15 protein-coding genes are annotated in these 15,218 nt (G+C 43.1%); 2 read left to right on the forward strand and 13 right to left on the reverse strand.

The window, feature by feature from the left end; all coding sequences use genetic code 11:
* Positions 1-122 precede the first annotated feature (122 nt).
* Positions 123-713 (forward strand): TetR/AcrR family transcriptional regulator, encoded by a 591-nt coding sequence (locus tag ABS301_RS17290; protein WP_349673400.1) that lies wholly within the window; start codon positions 123-125, stop codon positions 711-713.
* A gap of 65 nt (positions 714-778) precedes the next feature.
* Complete coding sequence (locus ABS301_RS17295; protein WP_349673401.1) at positions 779-1,756, forward strand: aldo/keto reductase; 978 nt, start codon at positions 779-781, stop codon at positions 1,754-1,756.
* Here ABS301_RS17295 and ABS301_RS17300 read toward each other — a convergent pair.
* From ABS301_RS17300 to ABS301_RS17360, 13 genes are all read right to left on the reverse strand, one after another.
* A complete protein-coding gene (locus tag ABS301_RS17300) occupies positions 1,753-2,874 on the reverse strand; it encodes an ABC transporter substrate-binding protein (RefSeq protein WP_349673402.1) in 1,122 nt (373 codons plus the stop codon). The two genes, ABS301_RS17295 and ABS301_RS17300, sit on opposite strands and share 4 nt — an antisense overlap.
* A 30-nt stretch (positions 2,875-2,904) precedes the next feature.
* Positions 2,905-3,648 carry a Rossmann-like domain-containing protein gene (locus ABS301_RS17305; RefSeq protein ID WP_349673403.1) on the reverse strand — a complete coding sequence of 248 codons (744 nt, stop codon included), beginning with the start codon at positions 3,646-3,648 and terminating at the stop codon, positions 2,905-2,907.
* Positions 3,621-4,427: an ABC transporter ATP-binding protein gene (locus tag ABS301_RS17310; protein ID WP_349673404.1), complete on the reverse strand. Its 807-nt coding sequence runs from the start codon at positions 4,425-4,427 to the stop codon at positions 3,621-3,623. Before ABS301_RS17310 ends, ABS301_RS17305 begins: the two co-directional genes overlap by 28 nt.
* A 12-nt stretch (positions 4,428-4,439) precedes the next feature.
* Positions 4,440-5,456, reverse strand: a complete 1,017-nt coding sequence (locus ABS301_RS17315; protein WP_349673405.1) for a FecCD family ABC transporter permease — start codon at positions 5,454-5,456, stop codon at positions 4,440-4,442.
* A gap of 3 nt (positions 5,457-5,459) precedes the next feature.
* The gene (locus tag ABS301_RS17320; RefSeq protein ID WP_349673406.1) at positions 5,460-6,059 is read right to left on the reverse strand and encodes a nucleoside-triphosphatase; all 600 of its coding nucleotides are present in this window, start codon (positions 6,057-6,059) and stop codon (positions 5,460-5,462) included.
* Entirely contained in the window at positions 6,059-6,985 is a 927-nt protein-coding gene (locus ABS301_RS17325; protein ID WP_349673407.1) for an NTP transferase domain-containing protein, read from the reverse strand. The genes ABS301_RS17320 and ABS301_RS17325 overlap by 1 nt, the downstream gene beginning before the upstream one ends.
* 132 nt (positions 6,986-7,117) lie before the next feature.
* The gene (locus ABS301_RS17330; protein WP_349673408.1) at positions 7,118-8,710 is read right to left on the reverse strand and encodes an SH3 domain-containing protein; all 1,593 of its coding nucleotides are present in this window, start codon (positions 8,708-8,710) and stop codon (positions 7,118-7,120) included.
* 191 nt (positions 8,711-8,901) lie between these two features.
* On the reverse strand, positions 8,902-9,699 hold the full coding sequence (locus tag ABS301_RS17335) for an ABC transporter ATP-binding protein (protein WP_349673409.1): 798 nt from the start codon (positions 9,697-9,699) through the stop codon (positions 8,902-8,904).
* A gap of 2 nt (positions 9,700-9,701) precedes the next feature.
* Complete coding sequence (locus ABS301_RS17340; protein WP_349673410.1) at positions 9,702-10,616, reverse strand: ABC transporter permease; 915 nt, start codon at positions 10,614-10,616, stop codon at positions 9,702-9,704.
* A gap of 145 nt (positions 10,617-10,761) precedes the next feature.
* Positions 10,762-11,805 carry an ABC transporter substrate-binding protein gene (locus tag ABS301_RS17345; RefSeq protein WP_349673411.1) on the reverse strand — a complete coding sequence of 348 codons (1,044 nt, stop codon included), beginning with the start codon at positions 11,803-11,805 and terminating at the stop codon, positions 10,762-10,764.
* Positions 11,806-12,020: 215 nt separating this feature from the next.
* Complete coding sequence (locus tag ABS301_RS17350) at positions 12,021-12,884, reverse strand: YitT family protein (RefSeq protein WP_349673412.1); 864 nt, start codon at positions 12,882-12,884, stop codon at positions 12,021-12,023.
* Positions 12,885-13,025: 141 nt separating this feature from the next.
* On the reverse strand, positions 13,026-14,543 hold the full coding sequence (gene galT, locus ABS301_RS17355; RefSeq protein WP_349673413.1) for a UDP-glucose--hexose-1-phosphate uridylyltransferase: 1,518 nt from the start codon (positions 14,541-14,543) through the stop codon (positions 13,026-13,028).
* Positions 14,544-14,632: 89 nt separating this feature from the next.
* Complete coding sequence (locus tag ABS301_RS17360; protein ID WP_349673414.1) at positions 14,633-15,148, reverse strand: Gx transporter family protein; 516 nt, start codon at positions 15,146-15,148, stop codon at positions 14,633-14,635.
* Between the last annotated feature and the right edge of the window lie 70 nt (positions 15,149-15,218).

A 15,218-nucleotide genomic window follows, 5' to 3' on the forward strand; every position in this document is an offset into this window, starting at 1 on the left:
CAGGATTGGGTTTTCCTGCAAGCAGCGGCCTTGCATTATTATGGCTATTGACAATATGAAGTTATTGTGTTATATTTTACCTACCAACCGTTAGTTTAATTACTTAGAAGGGAATGTGAAGCATGGGTCAGGGAGCAGACACAAAAGAACGGATTATGCAGGCGGCATTAGAGGAGTTTTCTCTTCATGGCTTTGAAGGCGCCCGTATGGAAAAAATCGCATCCAAAGTAGGAATCAATAAGGCATCTCTCTACTTTTATTTTAAAAGTAAGGAACAGCTGTTTCGGGAACTTTTTGATATCATTGTAAAAAAACATTATGCTTATTTAACCAGCATTTTTCGCAAATATCAGGATTTGCCTTCCAGGCAGCTTCTATCCTCTCTTTATAAAGACTATCTGGAATATCATTGGGGTAATACAGAGATGGATTTCTGGAACATGGTTTACTACTACCCTCCGGAACAGATGAAAGAGGAAATTTTACATTTTACTCAGGACAGTTTTGATGTTTTTACTACTACATTGACTTCCGTTATGGAAAAAGGAATTAAAAACGGAGAACTTCAGCCTCTGAATCCGGCTGATATGGCAACCACTTTTTACTATCTGGTCACCTGTATCACATTGTCCACTGGTTTAATGAATTTAGAACAGGGACTTGGTCAAATGGATTTATGCTTTGATGTGTTTTGGAATGGAATAAAAGGGTGAATAACCCCTTTATTTTTATTATATAACCTACCAACCATTTGGTATATTAAAAAGGAGGTAATTCAATGGAATGCAGATTTTTAGGAAGATCAGGTATTAAGGTAAGTCCCATGGGAATTGGCAGCTGGGCAATCGGAGGTCAGTTTTACATGGATGAAAAAATTGACGGCTATGGGCAGACAGACGACGAAACGTCCATAAAGGCCATTCAGACTGCACTGGATCTTGGTATCAATTTTATTGATACATCGGATGCATATGGGATTGGCCACAGTGAAACAGTAATTGGAAAGGCATTGGAAGGAAGAAGAAATCAGGTGGTTCTTGCTACAAAGTTCGGTTATATGGGAAATGAAGCCACCCGAACGCTGAAAGGTTATAATGTGGCTCCTGGATATATAGAAAGAGCCTGTGAAGCCTCCATGAGGCGTTTAAAAACAGATATCATTGATTTGTATCAGCTTCATGTCTGGGAAATCGGATTGTCAGAGATGGACTGTGTTGCAGAGACCCTGGAACGTATGGTAGAGAAAGGAAAAATCAGAACGTACGGATGGAGTACTGATTTAGTAAATGGAGCAAGGCTTTTTTCAGAAAACTTAAATTGTTCTGCCATTCAGCATCAGTTAAATATCCTTCAGGATGCCCCTGATATGCTTCGCCTTTGCGAAGAAAGAAATCTTGCAAGTATCAACCGCAGTCCTCTTGCCATGGGCTTTTTAAGTGGAAAATTTAATCATGACTCTGTCCTTACCTCTGATGATGTAAGAGGTGCAGGCCATTCCTGGACCGAAGATATTTTTAAAAACGGAAGGCCTGCACCAGAAGTTTTAGAGAAACTAAAAGCAGTACGGGAAATTCTTACCAGCAATGGAAGAACCCTGGTACAGGGGTCTCTCGCATGGATCTGGGCAAAAAGTAACGCGACCATTCCAATCCCTGGTTTTAAAACACCAAAACAGATAATGGAAAATGCCAAAGCCATGGAATTTGGCGCGCTCACCCGGGAACAAATGACAGAAATTGACCAGCTTTTAAATTAATTTCCTGCTTTTACAATATCCTCTGCCTGGGCATCGGTAAGCTGTACATGATAAAAAAGATCATAAAATCCTTTTATGTCAGCCTTTATATCTTCCTGATACTGCTCCGGATAAACCAGATTGCCCAGCCAGAGAATACCGATCATTCGGTTGACGGAAGGAGGATTACTCATGAAGCTGTAAGGTGCTGACGGAATGAGATAAACATGACCTTCCTTCACAGCATTTAATTCTGACCAGACGGAGTCCGTTGTGATGGTCAGATAGAGAGCGTCTGAATCTGCCAGAATGATATCCGGCTGCCAGAGGAGAAGCTGTTCCATGGACACTTCACTTCCACCTCCGCTTGACGCTTTCTCTACCTTAGCTGCATTCTCAGCTCCGATCTGTTCTATTACACGGGCATGTATGGATCCTTCAGCATTGGTGTGAAGTCCATTGTCTCCGCTTGCAAAATAAACGGATTTCTTTTGATCTGATCCTAAGGAGGCCTTGGCTTCTTCCGATTTTTTCAATGTATTGTCACAGTAATCAGCGAGTTTTGCAGCCTGAGCCGTCTCACCTGTGATTTCTCCCAGCATTTGATAGGCTGAGCTCATGGAATTTAAGTCTGCCTCGATAAATACCACGGGTATTCCAAGCTGTTTGGACAATTCATCCATATCTTCCTTTACAGTCTTTTTTGCCTCACCGATGTCAATGATTACATCTGGTTTGGCTGCAATTAAAGCTTCCATATTCAGATTGGCATTCTTTCCATAAAATTGTCCGAACTTGGGTAGCCCCCAGTATTTTTCATCAATATACTTCCTGGCACCATCTGAAAAATCGGATGCCAGACCTGCCAGCTTGTCAGGAGCAACTGTATAAAGGACGATCTGAGCCAGCGGACCAGATGGCGCAATTTTCTGAATTTCTTCCGGCAGCGTTACCTTTCGTCCAGCAGAATCGGTAAACACCCGTGTTTTTTCTCCGGTGCTCCCTGATGATGGTACTGTGGCAGTCATTTCAGTCTGCGCAGCCGTTGTTTCCCTGGTTTCTGTTTTTTGACAGCCAAAAATCAGGAACGTGGTACAAAGTGCCGCTGTCAGAACCAAACCTCTTTTATAGTTTCTCATAATTCCTCCATTCTGCCTTTGAGGCAATGTTTATTTTTCAGTGATACGAACCGGAGTACCGGCGCGGACCACCGCTTTACGCTCTCTGTTTTTTACAAGTTCTTCCAGCTTTTCTCTGTCCCGTATCAAAGTTCCGGCAAGCTCACTGACGCCAAAATCAAAAAGCCCGGGTGCCAGGGGAATACTTGGTCCTACTAAAATTATTTTGGAATTCCTCGCTAAGTGAAGTAATCTTGGCAATGTTTTATTTACCAGTGTAAATCCGGTAATAAATACGTATTCCATGTCCTCAAGCAGAAACTCGCAGGCGGTATCGGGATAATCATTCTCTCCCGGCTCCCGCTCCAGGACAATGCAGGTGCCGGCTTCCTTTAAATATTCCTCGGCATAACGGAAATGTCCGATTGTTGCAATCTTTTTACCCCTGAAATCTGTTTTATGTGCCAAAAATGTATCTTCACCGGACAACATGATAATCTTACCTGTATTTTCGAGATGTTTTAATGTCTCCTGCTGATTGTAATAAGCGTTTATAGCTGCTGCACCAATACTGGCCTCTGTGAAATTCCATGATTTTATTAAGCCCGCCGCTTCTTTCCAGGACATCTCCCTCACATCTTTCCCTATGCTCTTAATGGTACACAAAGGATTGGTGGCAGCTGCTCCCATCCCCCATCCTGCTGTTACCAGTGTGCAGTAAGTTCCGGTGAGATAATCGCTCACCTTTACATCGTCCGGAATGGGGTCTATGAGACAGTCGTACAATTCCCACATATCTGGTTCTCCTCTCCAGGCATACATATCTTTCTGCCGCTGCCTTCATCCTTATAAATATCAATCGGTACCTGATAAAGGGTCTCAAGAAGCTCTTTTGTCAATACTTCCGAAGGTTCTCCCAACACTTTCACTCTTCCCTCCATCATGACCATGGCCTGATGGGCAAAATAAAAGGCGTGCTCCGGATTATGGGTGGACATTACGACCAGATAACCTTTTTCTGATAAATTTTTTAACTCTCTCATAACTCTGATCTGATTTCCGTAATCCAGACTGGCACAGGGCTCGTCCAGCAAAAGAATTCTGGCTTCCTGGGTAATTGCCCTCGCTATCAGCACAAGCTGCTGTTCACCGCCGCTTAGCTGGCTGTAAATCCTATCCTTTAACCCTTCAACTCCTGTCATTTTCAGTGCCTCTAAGGCTTTTTTTCTCTCCTTTTTTCCAGGAGAACCAAACAGGGACAGAGAGGCTGCGGTTCCCATCATGACCATATCAATTACTGGATACGCGAATACAGAATTATGATTCTGTGGAATATATGCAATCTTTTTTGCAAGTTCCCGTTCCGAATAATCGTTCTGCCTGATATCATCAATGAGAATCGTCCCTTGAAAGCCCTTTAAAAAGCCCAGGATACAACGAAACAAGGTACTCTTACCTGCCCCATTTTTTCCAAGAACACAAATTAACTGTCCCCCTTTTAGTGTAAAAGAGGCTCTTTTTAAAACCGGATGCTTTTGATAGGAAAATTCCAGATCCTTAATCATCAGTTCCATAATGTCCTCCCTTTAAAGCCTGTTCCCTTCCTTTAAAATCAGATACAGGAAAAATGGCGCTCCCACAAACGCAGTCAGAATACCAATGGGTATCTCACTGGTTGTAATCAGTCTTGCAACGTTATCTACAATCAGAAGAAAGCTTCCTCCGATTAAAAGTGAGGCTGGTAAAAGTCTCCTGTAATCGCTGCCAACCAGCATACGGGCCAGATGAGGGACTACCAGTCCCACCCAGCCGATTAAACCACTTACGGACACGGATGCAGATGTAATGAGGGTGGCTCCAAGCACAACTGCCAGCCTGAGCCGCCCCGTATGGATCCCCATACTTCTAGCCTCTTCATCTCCCAGGCTTAGTATATTGATTCTCCATCTGAGAAGATAGATAGGAATAATGCCCAATATAATCCATGGGGCCGCAAAGAAAACATCCTTTTGGCGAATGGATGCAAGACTCCCCATAAGCCAGTAAGTAATCACCGGAAGTGTATTGGTGGGATCCGCTACAAGCTTGATAAAGGAGACCGCTGCATTGGCAAGAGAACTAACCATTATGCCGGAAAGCACCAGTCCCAGCACCTGATTATAGGGAACGCGGCTACTTACAATACAGACAATCCCCACAGCGGATAAACCGAAGATAAACGCGCATAAGGAAACGCCTCCATATCCCAGTGAAAGAAATAATCCGAGAGCCGCGCCAAATCCAGCGCCTGATGATGCTCCCAGGACATCAGGCGAAACCATGGGATTTTTAAAAATACCCTGATAAGCTGCTCCGGCAAAGGAAAGTCCGGCACCAATCAGTGCCGCCATCAAAACCCTCGGAAGCCGGACATTAAAAATAACCGTTTCAACCTGTGACGGCCAGGTAACTTCAATGGGAAAAAACCGTGACAGCAGGACTTTCACCAGCGTCGCCGGGTAAACAGGATAACGTCCCAGAAGGAAAGAACCAAAAAAGCAAACCACAAAAACCCCACCGATCATAAAAAGCCGATTGTTATAACGTTTCTCCCTGTCTTCCACTTTTTAAATCCCTTCTCTTAGATATTTTAAGATTATGTCCCTGACTGCCGCATCCTCCTTACGGCGATAGGTTATCAGCTGATTGTCATGACTCACTTTAACAGATTCTTCCAGCTCATCACGCAGATGGGAAGCAGAAGGGTTTCCTCCATTGCGGGCCATCATCATTTCGAAATTATTCCGGCTCTTAATGACCCCAATACAGGGCTTTGGACCATTTACGCAGGCGTAAACTGCTTCCATAAAGTCAGGAATTAAAAGTTCCACTCCGCCAATCTCATCCATTAGAATCAGCTTATGATCTCCATGGCTGGTAAGAAGTTTTCTGCCTTCCTTTTGAAATACATCCGGAAATGATACCATTCCTTCTACCGTACGTCTAAGGAAGATATTGGTAAGTCCTTCCTCATAACAGATCTTAGGCTCCCACTCCTCTTTTGCAGATGCCAGCCGGAAACCAACGGTATCCCCACTTTCATTAACCAGCCGTTGAGAAAAAAATCCCCCTGTAACAGCCCGATATGGCTTCAGACACTGAAAAAGAAGTGTGGTCTTACCCTCTCCCGAATCTCCTGTCAGAAAAAGGCTTTTTCCCTGTTTCATCACAAGCCCTCCTTAAAGTATTTTAAAAACAGTTCTTCTGCCTTTTCTTTTAACTCTTTTTCCAGTGCCATATAGTTTTCCAGCAAAGCCAATGCCTTGGGCGTAAGCTGGGAAAATCCCCCCTCCGGTCCTCCTGACTGTGTAATCAAAAGCGGATACCCCAGCAGGTTTTCAGCGTTTTTCAACAGTTTAAACCCCTTGCTGTATGACATATTCATCTGACGGCATGCGGTCTGCATTGACCCTGCATGTTCAATCAGCCTGAGAAACTGGGCCATATCCGGACCAAAAAATGCTTCATCCAATTCCAAAGACAGACTGACAGCGGGCTGCAGGGCAGTTTGTCCCACAGCCGGATATCTGACAGCATCGTGATCTGTTTCAACTGCTTCGATGATTCCTTTATCGTCCACCGGGATTTCCTGCATCAGCCCATCTACATTTTCCTGTCTCAGAGCTCCTCCCAGTCCCCTTTCCCCCCGGTATGAGAGAAGGGCCGGAATCAGATCTTTGTGAATCATAACGGGATGCCCCCTTCTTCCATCATATACCGGACAGGAGGCTTTCCCATTGCATTTCATAATCGTTTTAATTGTTTCGGGAAGAAGCAATGGAAATTTAGGTGGAAGAATTAAAATTCTGTCACACAGATCTTCTATGTAGCGAACACCCATACCAATGCTGTCAAACATCTGGGAGTTTTCGTACTCCTCATTTCTTAAACATATCACCCGTAATTTGGAAATGTGTTTTTCTACTTCCTTGGCATCCTGGCCAGTAATCACCACAATGGGATCAACACCGCACTGCTTTAATGTCACTATGATCTTTCTGATCACTGTAGTATGACCAATTGGCAGCATGGGACTAAATCCATTGGCAGAATGATGATTGCCTGCTGCGGTAATAACAGCACCTGTCTTCAAACCAATTCCTCCTACCGTTATATTTTTAAAAACATTACGCTTACCCTGATTATAATTGATTGGAAAATATTTGTAAACCCGAAAAAGGCGCAAAAAAACCCGGAACGAACAGAAATTCGTTCCGGGATTCTATTAATCTCCCACCATGTTTCTTATCTTCACAGGAGTACGGTAATTCCATGTGGAAATCTTTATTCCGCTTCTCCTGCTGGCAGCATGAACAATTTGTCCGTTGCCGATATACATGGCAACATGATTGATCGTTCCGCCGCTGCTGGCATAAAAGAGCAGATCGCCAGGTTTCATCTCTGCTGATTTAACCGCCTTTCCCATACCTGCCTGGGATCCGGAATAATGAGGAAGACCTACGCCGAATTTAGAATAGATGGACATGGTAAATCCAGAGCAGTCCGCTCCTTTGGTCAGGCTCGTTCCTCCCCATACATAGGGATTGCCTAAAAACTGAAGGGCATAATTAACGATCTGGGTTCGTAAGGAAGACTGGGCATTGGCTTTCTCTTCCAGAGGCGAGAATTTGATTGCTTCCGGCAGCGCATATCGAACATCAACGTAATCGGTAGATACAAAAGCACTGCTGTTTTCTTCCAGCTCAATTTCAATCCAGCCATCGATCTGCTTTAATACAGGATATTTCTCGTTGTTGGATATCTGGGTCCAGATCTTGGCGTCAGTAGATGGTTCTGTTCTGGCATTGAGCATGTCAGTATTCACCACTGCCATCAGTTCAGCCACCTGCATGGCCTCATCCTTTGCTGCCTGACCGGTGAGAATAAAATCTGACTTCACATAACCGGTTACTTTTCCAGACTGGATCTTATACCAGCCATCACTGGTTGTCTCAAGAATATTGCCGGCTGCCTTACTTGGCATCTTGGCAATAATTTTTCCGTTCTCACTTGGCTCTTCCCTGACGTTTAAGTAATTATCCACATCGGAAATACCGATATTTTTATAAAAGTTAAAGACCATGGCCTTTAAATCCAGCTTCCTGGCTTCATTCATGGAGTATTCCAGTTTTACGTAGTCGGAAGACAGATATCCAGTGGGAATCTGCACCCAGCCATCGGTCTGACCCACTACTTCATACCGTTCATCGGTCAGTGCCTGTCCTACTACATCTGAGTCCTTTGACGGATCTTTTCTGATATTTAAATTGTCAGTCTGCACCACTGCTCTTAATTTCACCAGATCCTGTGCCTTCTTCTTAGCCTCTTCTCCGGTAATTACAAACTCGGAAGTAATATAACCTTCAATTCCGCCGGAGGAAATCCGGTACCAGCCCTGTTTGGTATCCTCTAAAATATCACAGGCACTGTCTCCCTGCAGCTTTCCAATAACATCTGCGTCTGTCCCTGGCTCTTTTCGGACGTTTAAATATCCGCTTACCTGGACAATCCCCAGATTCTTATAAGAATTAATGACATCTTCCTTCTCTTTTGCTTCCTGTGCGTCTTGTTGTGATTCCTTTTCAGCTGTATCATCAGCAGCCTTTGTTTCAACTGCAAGTGCTTCGGAACCTGTGGCTGCTGCCGGTTTTGCACCCTTTTGCCTGCTTGCAGTAATTCCTGCTGCACCTGCAACAGACACCAGAAGAATTGCAGAACCTGCGAGTATTAAAATCTTTTTATAATCATTCTTATTACGGTTTTTTTTGGCTTTATCCAAACGGATTATGTAGTCTTTGTTCTCGTTGTTATTTTCCATTCTGTATTCTCTCTCCATCCTCATATATTCATCGGTTTACCGACTCAGATTATGAGCTTATCTGCTACAGTATATCACAATTTATTACATTTTGCGACAGAAGAGTTTCAAAAAATTATTAAGATTGTGTTACAAACCAATTAAAAAACAGGACCAGTGAATTTCACTCCCACTGAGTCCTGTTAATCATTTTATTTTGCCAGAATCATACGGTCATTGGAAAATTCTTCTCCGCTAGCTTCTTCAAATTTTTTCAAGAGATCTTCCACTTCCAGTTTTTTCTTTTCTTCTCCGGAAACATCATAAATGATACGGCCTTCATGCATCATAATCAGCCGGTTGCCAATGGAAATGGCATCCTTCATATTATGGGTAATCATAAGTGTAGTAAGATTCTGCTCCTTTACAATCTCCTGAGTAATAGTAAGAACCTTTCTTGCTGTCTTGGGATCCAGTGCAGCCGTATGCTCGTCCAGCAGCAGCAGCTTTGGTTTTTGGAGAGTTGCCATCAAAAGTGTAAGAGCCTGTCTCTGACCTCCGGATAACAGTCCCACTTTATTGGTCATGCGGTCCTGAAGTCCAAGCCCAAGCTTTTGAATCGCTTCATAATAAAATGTCTTTTCCTCAGATTTAATTCCCCATGATAAGCCTCTTGTCTTCCCTCTTCTGTAAGCAAGCGCCATATTCTCCTGAATCTCCATGCCGGCAGCAGTTCCCATCATAGGGTCCTGAAAGACTCTGCCGATATACTGTGCTCTTTTATATTCCGGATATCTGGATATGTTAATTCCGTCAATTTCAATCTTTCCGGAGTCAATGGGATATACGCCGGCAACCATGTTTAACATGGTGGACTTTCCGGCTCCGTTACCGCCGATGACTGTAACAAAATCCCCCTCATTCAGATGAAGGTTAATGCCATTCAGCGCCTTTTTTTCATTTATTGTATTCTTATTAAAGGTCTTTCTTACATTCTTAATATCAAGCATGATTATTCTCCTCCTTCTGTGTAAGATTTCTTCAAACGAAGCTTTCTCACCACAACAGGCACGCAAAGAGCCACTGCAACAATCGCTGCTGACAGCAGTTTCATATCGTTGGCATTCATACCCATTCTTAATACCACAGCACGGATTACAAAATAAATCACAGAACCTACCACTGCAGAAGTCAGCTTGCTTCCAAAGGAACGAAGCCTTCCCATGAGTACTTCACCGATAACAATGGCAGCAAGACCGATAACAATGGCTCCGGTACCCATACCGATATCTGCATATTTCTGACTCTGGCAGACCAGTCCGCCTGAAATTCCCACCAGTCCGTTGCTGATAACAAGAGCCAGAAGCTTGGTCCAGTTGGTATTAACGCCCTGGGCACGGATCATGGATTCGTTGTTTCCGGTTGCACGCATGGCGCTGCCGATTTCCGTTCCAAAAAACAAATAAAGAAGCGCAATCATGATTACTGCGATTCCAATGCCGATTACAAGTGAAGCGATCTGTTTATTCAGTCCCGTAAAATCAATAAACCTGGACATAATTGTGTCCGTCTTTAAAAGAGGAACGTTACTCTTCCCTCCCATGATCCGAAGATTAATGGACCATAATCCGATCTGGGTTAATATTCCAGCCAAAATAGCGGGAATTTCAAAGATTGTATGTAACAATCCCGTCAATGCACCAGCTGCCATTCCTGCAATCGCCGCCACTGCCAGGGCAATCCAGGGATCTACATGAAAGTTAAGTATCATTACGGCGCAGACACAGCCGCCTAATGCAAAGCTTCCATCTACCGTTAAATCTGCAATATCAAGCAACTTATAAGTAATATAAACTCCTAATACCATAATCCCCCATAAAACGCCCTGAACTACCGCGTCCTGAAGGGATACCAGTAAACCACTCATCTATTATTCCTCCGCATGTTTTCTTTTCACAGGCATAAATGCCTTACATAAAAAATGTCTGATTCATCTTTTATGTAAAGCATCTATGGATTACAGGCGGTCGTTTTCCAGACCGCCTGCTCAATTCTTCCATCTATTATTCTTCTTATTTAAGACCGGACAAATCAATTCCCAGTGTCTTTGCAGTCTCTTCATTTACAGACAGTTTGCACTTCTCAAGAGGAAGGTATTCAATCGGCATTTTAGAAACATCTCCACCCTCGGTTAAGATTTTCACTGCCTGCTTGCCGGTTAAATAACCAAGCTCATAGTAATCAATACCATAGGTTGCAAGTCCGCCTGCTTTTACCATTCCTTCTTCTCCGCAGATTGTAGGAATTTTATTTTCGTTGGCAATCATCGCGACCGTAGTCATACCAGCTGCAATGGTGTTATCTGTGGGTGCATAAATGGCATCTACTTTTCCAACCATGGAGGTAACAACGGTCTGAATCTCATTGGAACTTGAGACGGTATAATCCACCGCGGTCATTCCAGCCGCTTCAATTGCTTCTTTTGCCATCTTTGCCTGGATTTCAGAATTGGATTCCGCAGTACAGTAAAGGACACCTACTGTCTTGGCATCTGGAAGAATCTTCTTTAATAATGCGATCTGTTCTTTTACAGGAGTCAGATCTGAGGTACCGGTAATATTGCCCCCTGGCACTTCATTGCTTTCAACCAGATCAGAAGCTGCCGGGTCTGTTACAGCGGTAATAAGAACCGGGATCTCACTGGTTGCGCCTGCTACAGCCTGAGCTGCCGGAGTTGCAATGGCAAGAATCAAATCATCTCCATCATTCACCAGCTTGCTTGCAATGGTCTGGCAGGTTGGCTGGTCACCGGAAGCATTCTGCTGATCAACGGTATAGTTTAATCCGGCGTCATCAAGGGCCTTAATAAATCCTTTATTAGAAGCATCAAGAGCCGTATGCTGAACCAGCTGAAGAACTCCGATCTTATACTGTTTTCCATCTGCTGTTTTTGCAGCTGCAGTGGTTGCTGCCTCACTTGCTTTTTCAGAGCTCTGTGCTGCGGTTGTGCCAGCCGTTGTCTCCGTTTTTTCCGGCGCCTTACCGGAGCATGCAGCAAGAGATAACATCATAACACTTGCAAGAGCCAGGGATAATGCTTTCGCTTTCTTTTTCATAATTTCTCTCCTCTTCCTTCTAAAACTAGTCCTGTTAAGAACTTAATTTGTATCATACTACAAAAAATAACCTCCGTCAATTTTATTACTTTAAATTTATGTGTTTTTAAAGTGTTAAAGTGCATTTTCGTCATTTTTAACTTATTTTTACCGATGCAAGCAGCATATATTATACAAAAAACCGAAGAACATTCGTCCTTCGGTTTTTTTATCTTTTAACTGGCAAGAAATCCCTTGCCAATAATTTCACTTGAATTAGAAATGAGCACAAATGCTGACGGTTCCACATTTCGAATATAATTCCTAAGCTTAAGCGCCTGAGAACGCTTCATCGTTGTAAGAATCACCGTCTTTTTATGATGGCTGAAAGCCCCCTGGGCTTCATATACCGTAGCGCTTCGATTGAGGCCATGAATAATATAATCACAAATGGGAGCTGGATCATCACAGATGATGCTGAAGCATTTGCAAAGATTCATATTCTCAATGACATCGTCAATTACCAGTGATTTTGCCATCAGTCCCAGGGAAGAAAACAGTCCTGTTTCCGGTCCAAAAACAAAATAAGCCATAATCACTCCGGTTACATCCACTAATAACAACACTGTCCCGATATTAAAGCTGGTATATCGTTTTAGTATCATGGCGATAATATCGGTTCCTCCGCTGGATGCTCCGATATTAAACAGGATCGCCGTTCCAACGCTTGGCAAAAGTATGGCAAAAATCAGTTCCAGCAGCGGTTCTTTTGTCAGTGGTCCGGTAATCGGGCAAACCTTTTCCAGAATATATAAGAAAACCGACATCAGGACACTGGCATAAACAGTCTTAACACCAAAACCTCTTCCTAAAAACAGAAATCCAAGTACGAGCAGTCCCGTGTTCACAATCGTCGTAAACTGACTTGCCGACCAATGGGTTAATGCGCTGATCACAGTCGCAAGCCCGGTCACACCTCCGAAAGCAAAATTATTAGGAAATTTAAAAAAGTAAATCCCCACCACCATAATCCAGATACTGAACGTAATCAGTCCATACTCCGTAAGCGTTCTCAGTGTTTTATTTTCTATCTGCTTCATGACTGTTAATATGTCCCCCTCCGGCTCATCAGTCCGGTTCCGTATTCAGTGAACGGAAAGTTTCCATCCGTTCCCACTAGAATATAACTCAAAGGGAAGATAATTACAAACATGATTCTATCTGATAGTCTCACAGTCTTTCTATTGTGACACTGGTTCAAACCCCATACTGGTAAGAAAACACTTAAATCCGGCTCTTCCTGCCTCATCGTATTTAAACACACCTGCATCTTCAAGCACCCGTTCGAAGACCAGACCCACCTCTTTTTCTAATATCTCATCCACATTGTCTTTCGTAAAAGACTGGTACCCTGCACGGAAGGAATCGACCCAGTCAGCATGTTTTTCAATTGCTTCATTGCTTCTTATGTCTTTGTCTTCAAGCAGATATTCCGATATGAGATTTAACTCAGCCTTCAGTCTTGACGGAAGCACGGCAAGTCCCATTACTTCAATTAAACCGATGTTTTCTTTCTTAATGTGGTGCAGTTCTTCGTGAGGATGATAAACTCCGTAAGGAAATTCTTCCGTTGTAATATTATTCCTCAGTACCAGATCAAGTTCGTATTCATCTCCACGTTTTCTTGCAATCGGGGTAATGGTGTTGTGAGGTTGTCCCTGGGTGTTTGCGAATACAAACAAAGATTCATCGGTATAGGCTCTCCATGCTTCCAGAACTTTTGTTCCAAGTTCTATTAAATCCTCCGGGCTCCTGCTTCTTGTACGTAAAACAGTCATAGGCCATTTCACAATGCCGGCTGTCACATGTTCAAACCCCTTGATACAAAACAGTTCTTCCTCCTTCGCTTTCGCCATTGCAAACTCATAATTGCCTCCCTGGAAATGGTCGTGGGACAAAATAGATCCTCCTACAATGGGAAGGTCTGCATTGGACCCCAGAAAATAATGAGGAAACTGCTTTACAAAATCAAATAATTTTACGAAGGTATCTCTTTCGATCTTCATCGGTGTATGTTTTCCATTGAAAACAATACAGTGTTCATTATAGTAAACGTATGGGGAGTATTGAAATCCCCACTGACTGTGATTGATTTTTAAACGAATAATTCTGTGATTGTTTCTGGCTGGATGATCTGTTCTCCCTGCATACCCCTCGTTTTCCATGCAAAGCTGACATTTGGGATAGCCGCCTTGTTTTGCAAGCTTTGCAGCCGCAATTGCTTTGGGATCTTTTTCCGGCTTTGATAAATTGATGGTGATATCCAGATCTCCATATTTGGAAGCAGTCACCCATCTCATATCCTTCTTAATCCGATACCGCCTGATATAATCAGAATCCTGACTCAGTTTATAATAATATTCCGTAGCTGCCTGAGGTGACTGATGATTGTATAATCCCCAGAATCTGGTTTCCACTTCACTTGGTCTTGGCATCAGACAGTTCATCAGCTTGGTGTCAAATAAATCCCTGTATGTAATGCTGTTTTCAGGAATGATACCAGTTTCAAAGGCATAGTCCAGCAGTTCGGCTAACACCTCCTCCAAATCTATATCCCCCGTTTCATCCTGGGGTTCTTCATACTCGTCCATCCACAATACGTCGAGAATCTGATTTACTGCATAATAACGGTCATCCTCACTGATCAGCCCTGTATCCAGCCCATAAGTTACCAGTTTCTTAATTGCCTTATCAATCATTCTGCTATTCCTCCTGGATTTCATTCCATCTTTTGTCTCTCCCATTATACCTTTGACAAAGCCTTAACACAATATAATATCTTTCTGATTTAATACAATTTTTTTATAACAATTTTAATTCTGCTGATAATCATAGACCCCAGTATGCCAATGACAAGTCCTGCTGCCGTACCTGCGATTAACAGCATTGGAAGATAAAAAAATACCCCTGCCTGCTTTACTACAAATGCAGCAACCGTAATCTGTCCGATATTATGACCGATTCCCCCAAGGATACTGATTCCCGAAGTACCAAACCATTTCTTTTTTTTACAAAGAATCATAATGACAATGCTCAGCCCCCAGCCAGCCAGGCTGTAAAGCATGGCAAATAAGTTACCAAACGTAAATCCTGTCAACACGATTCTAAGAAGAGAAACGACTACGGTTCCTGTAGTTCCCGCAGTATAAAGCCCCACAACAGTCACCAGATTTGCCAGTCCCAGTTTTACTCCCGGAATGCCCAGGGAAATAGGAATGAGACTTTCAACAAAACTGAGAACAAAGGCAAGCGCAATCAGCATTCCGTAAAGTGCGGCCATGTGTGCCGATTTCTTTTTATTCATTTCAAATCTCCTTTTTTTAACCTGCAGATTTTATCTTATCACACTTGCCCACCTGTGTAAAAAGAAAAAT

The sequence above is a fragment of the Lacrimispora sp. genome (assembly GCF_031982545.1).
GTDB lineage: Bacteria > Bacillota > Clostridia > Lachnospirales > Lachnospiraceae > Lacrimispora.

Coding starts and splice junctions, on each gene's coding strand:
- ABS301_RS17290 (WP_349673400.1), top strand. CDS start 123: ATGGGTCAGGGAGCAGACACAAAAGAACGGATTATGCAGGCGGCATTA.
- ABS301_RS17295 (WP_349673401.1), top strand. CDS start 779: ATGGAATGCAGATTTTTAGGAAGATCAGGTATTAAGGTAAGTCCCATG.
- ABS301_RS17300 (WP_349673402.1), bottom strand. CDS start 2,874: ATGAGAAACTATAAAAGAGGTTTGGTTCTGACAGCGGCACTTTGTACC.
- ABS301_RS17305 (WP_349673403.1), bottom strand. CDS start 3,648: ATGTGGGAATTGTACGACTGTCTCATAGACCCCATTCCGGACGATGTA.
- ABS301_RS17310 (WP_349673404.1), bottom strand. CDS start 4,427: ATGGAACTGATGATTAAGGATCTGGAATTTTCCTATCAAAAGCATCCG.
- ABS301_RS17320 (WP_349673406.1), bottom strand. CDS start 6,059: ATGAAACAGGGAAAAAGCCTTTTTCTGACAGGAGATTCGGGAGAGGGT.
- ABS301_RS17330 (WP_349673408.1), bottom strand. CDS start 8,710: ATGGAAAATAACAACGAGAACAAAGACTACATAATCCGTTTGGATAAA.
- ABS301_RS17335 (WP_349673409.1), bottom strand. CDS start 9,699: ATGCTTGATATTAAGAATGTAAGAAAGACCTTTAATAAGAATACAATA.
- ABS301_RS17340 (WP_349673410.1), bottom strand. CDS start 10,616: ATGAGTGGTTTACTGGTATCCCTTCAGGACGCGGTAGTTCAGGGCGTT.
- ABS301_RS17345 (WP_349673411.1), bottom strand. CDS start 11,805: ATGAAAAAGAAAGCGAAAGCATTATCCCTGGCTCTTGCAAGTGTTATG.
- ABS301_RS17350 (WP_349673412.1), bottom strand. CDS start 12,884: ATGAAGCAGATAGAAAATAAAACACTGAGAACGCTTACGGAGTATGGA.
- galT (WP_349673413.1), bottom strand. CDS start 14,543: ATGATTGATAAGGCAATTAAGAAACTGGTAACTTATGGGCTGGATACA.
- ABS301_RS17360 (WP_349673414.1), bottom strand. CDS start 15,148: ATGAATAAAAAGAAATCGGCACACATGGCCGCACTTTACGGAATGCTG.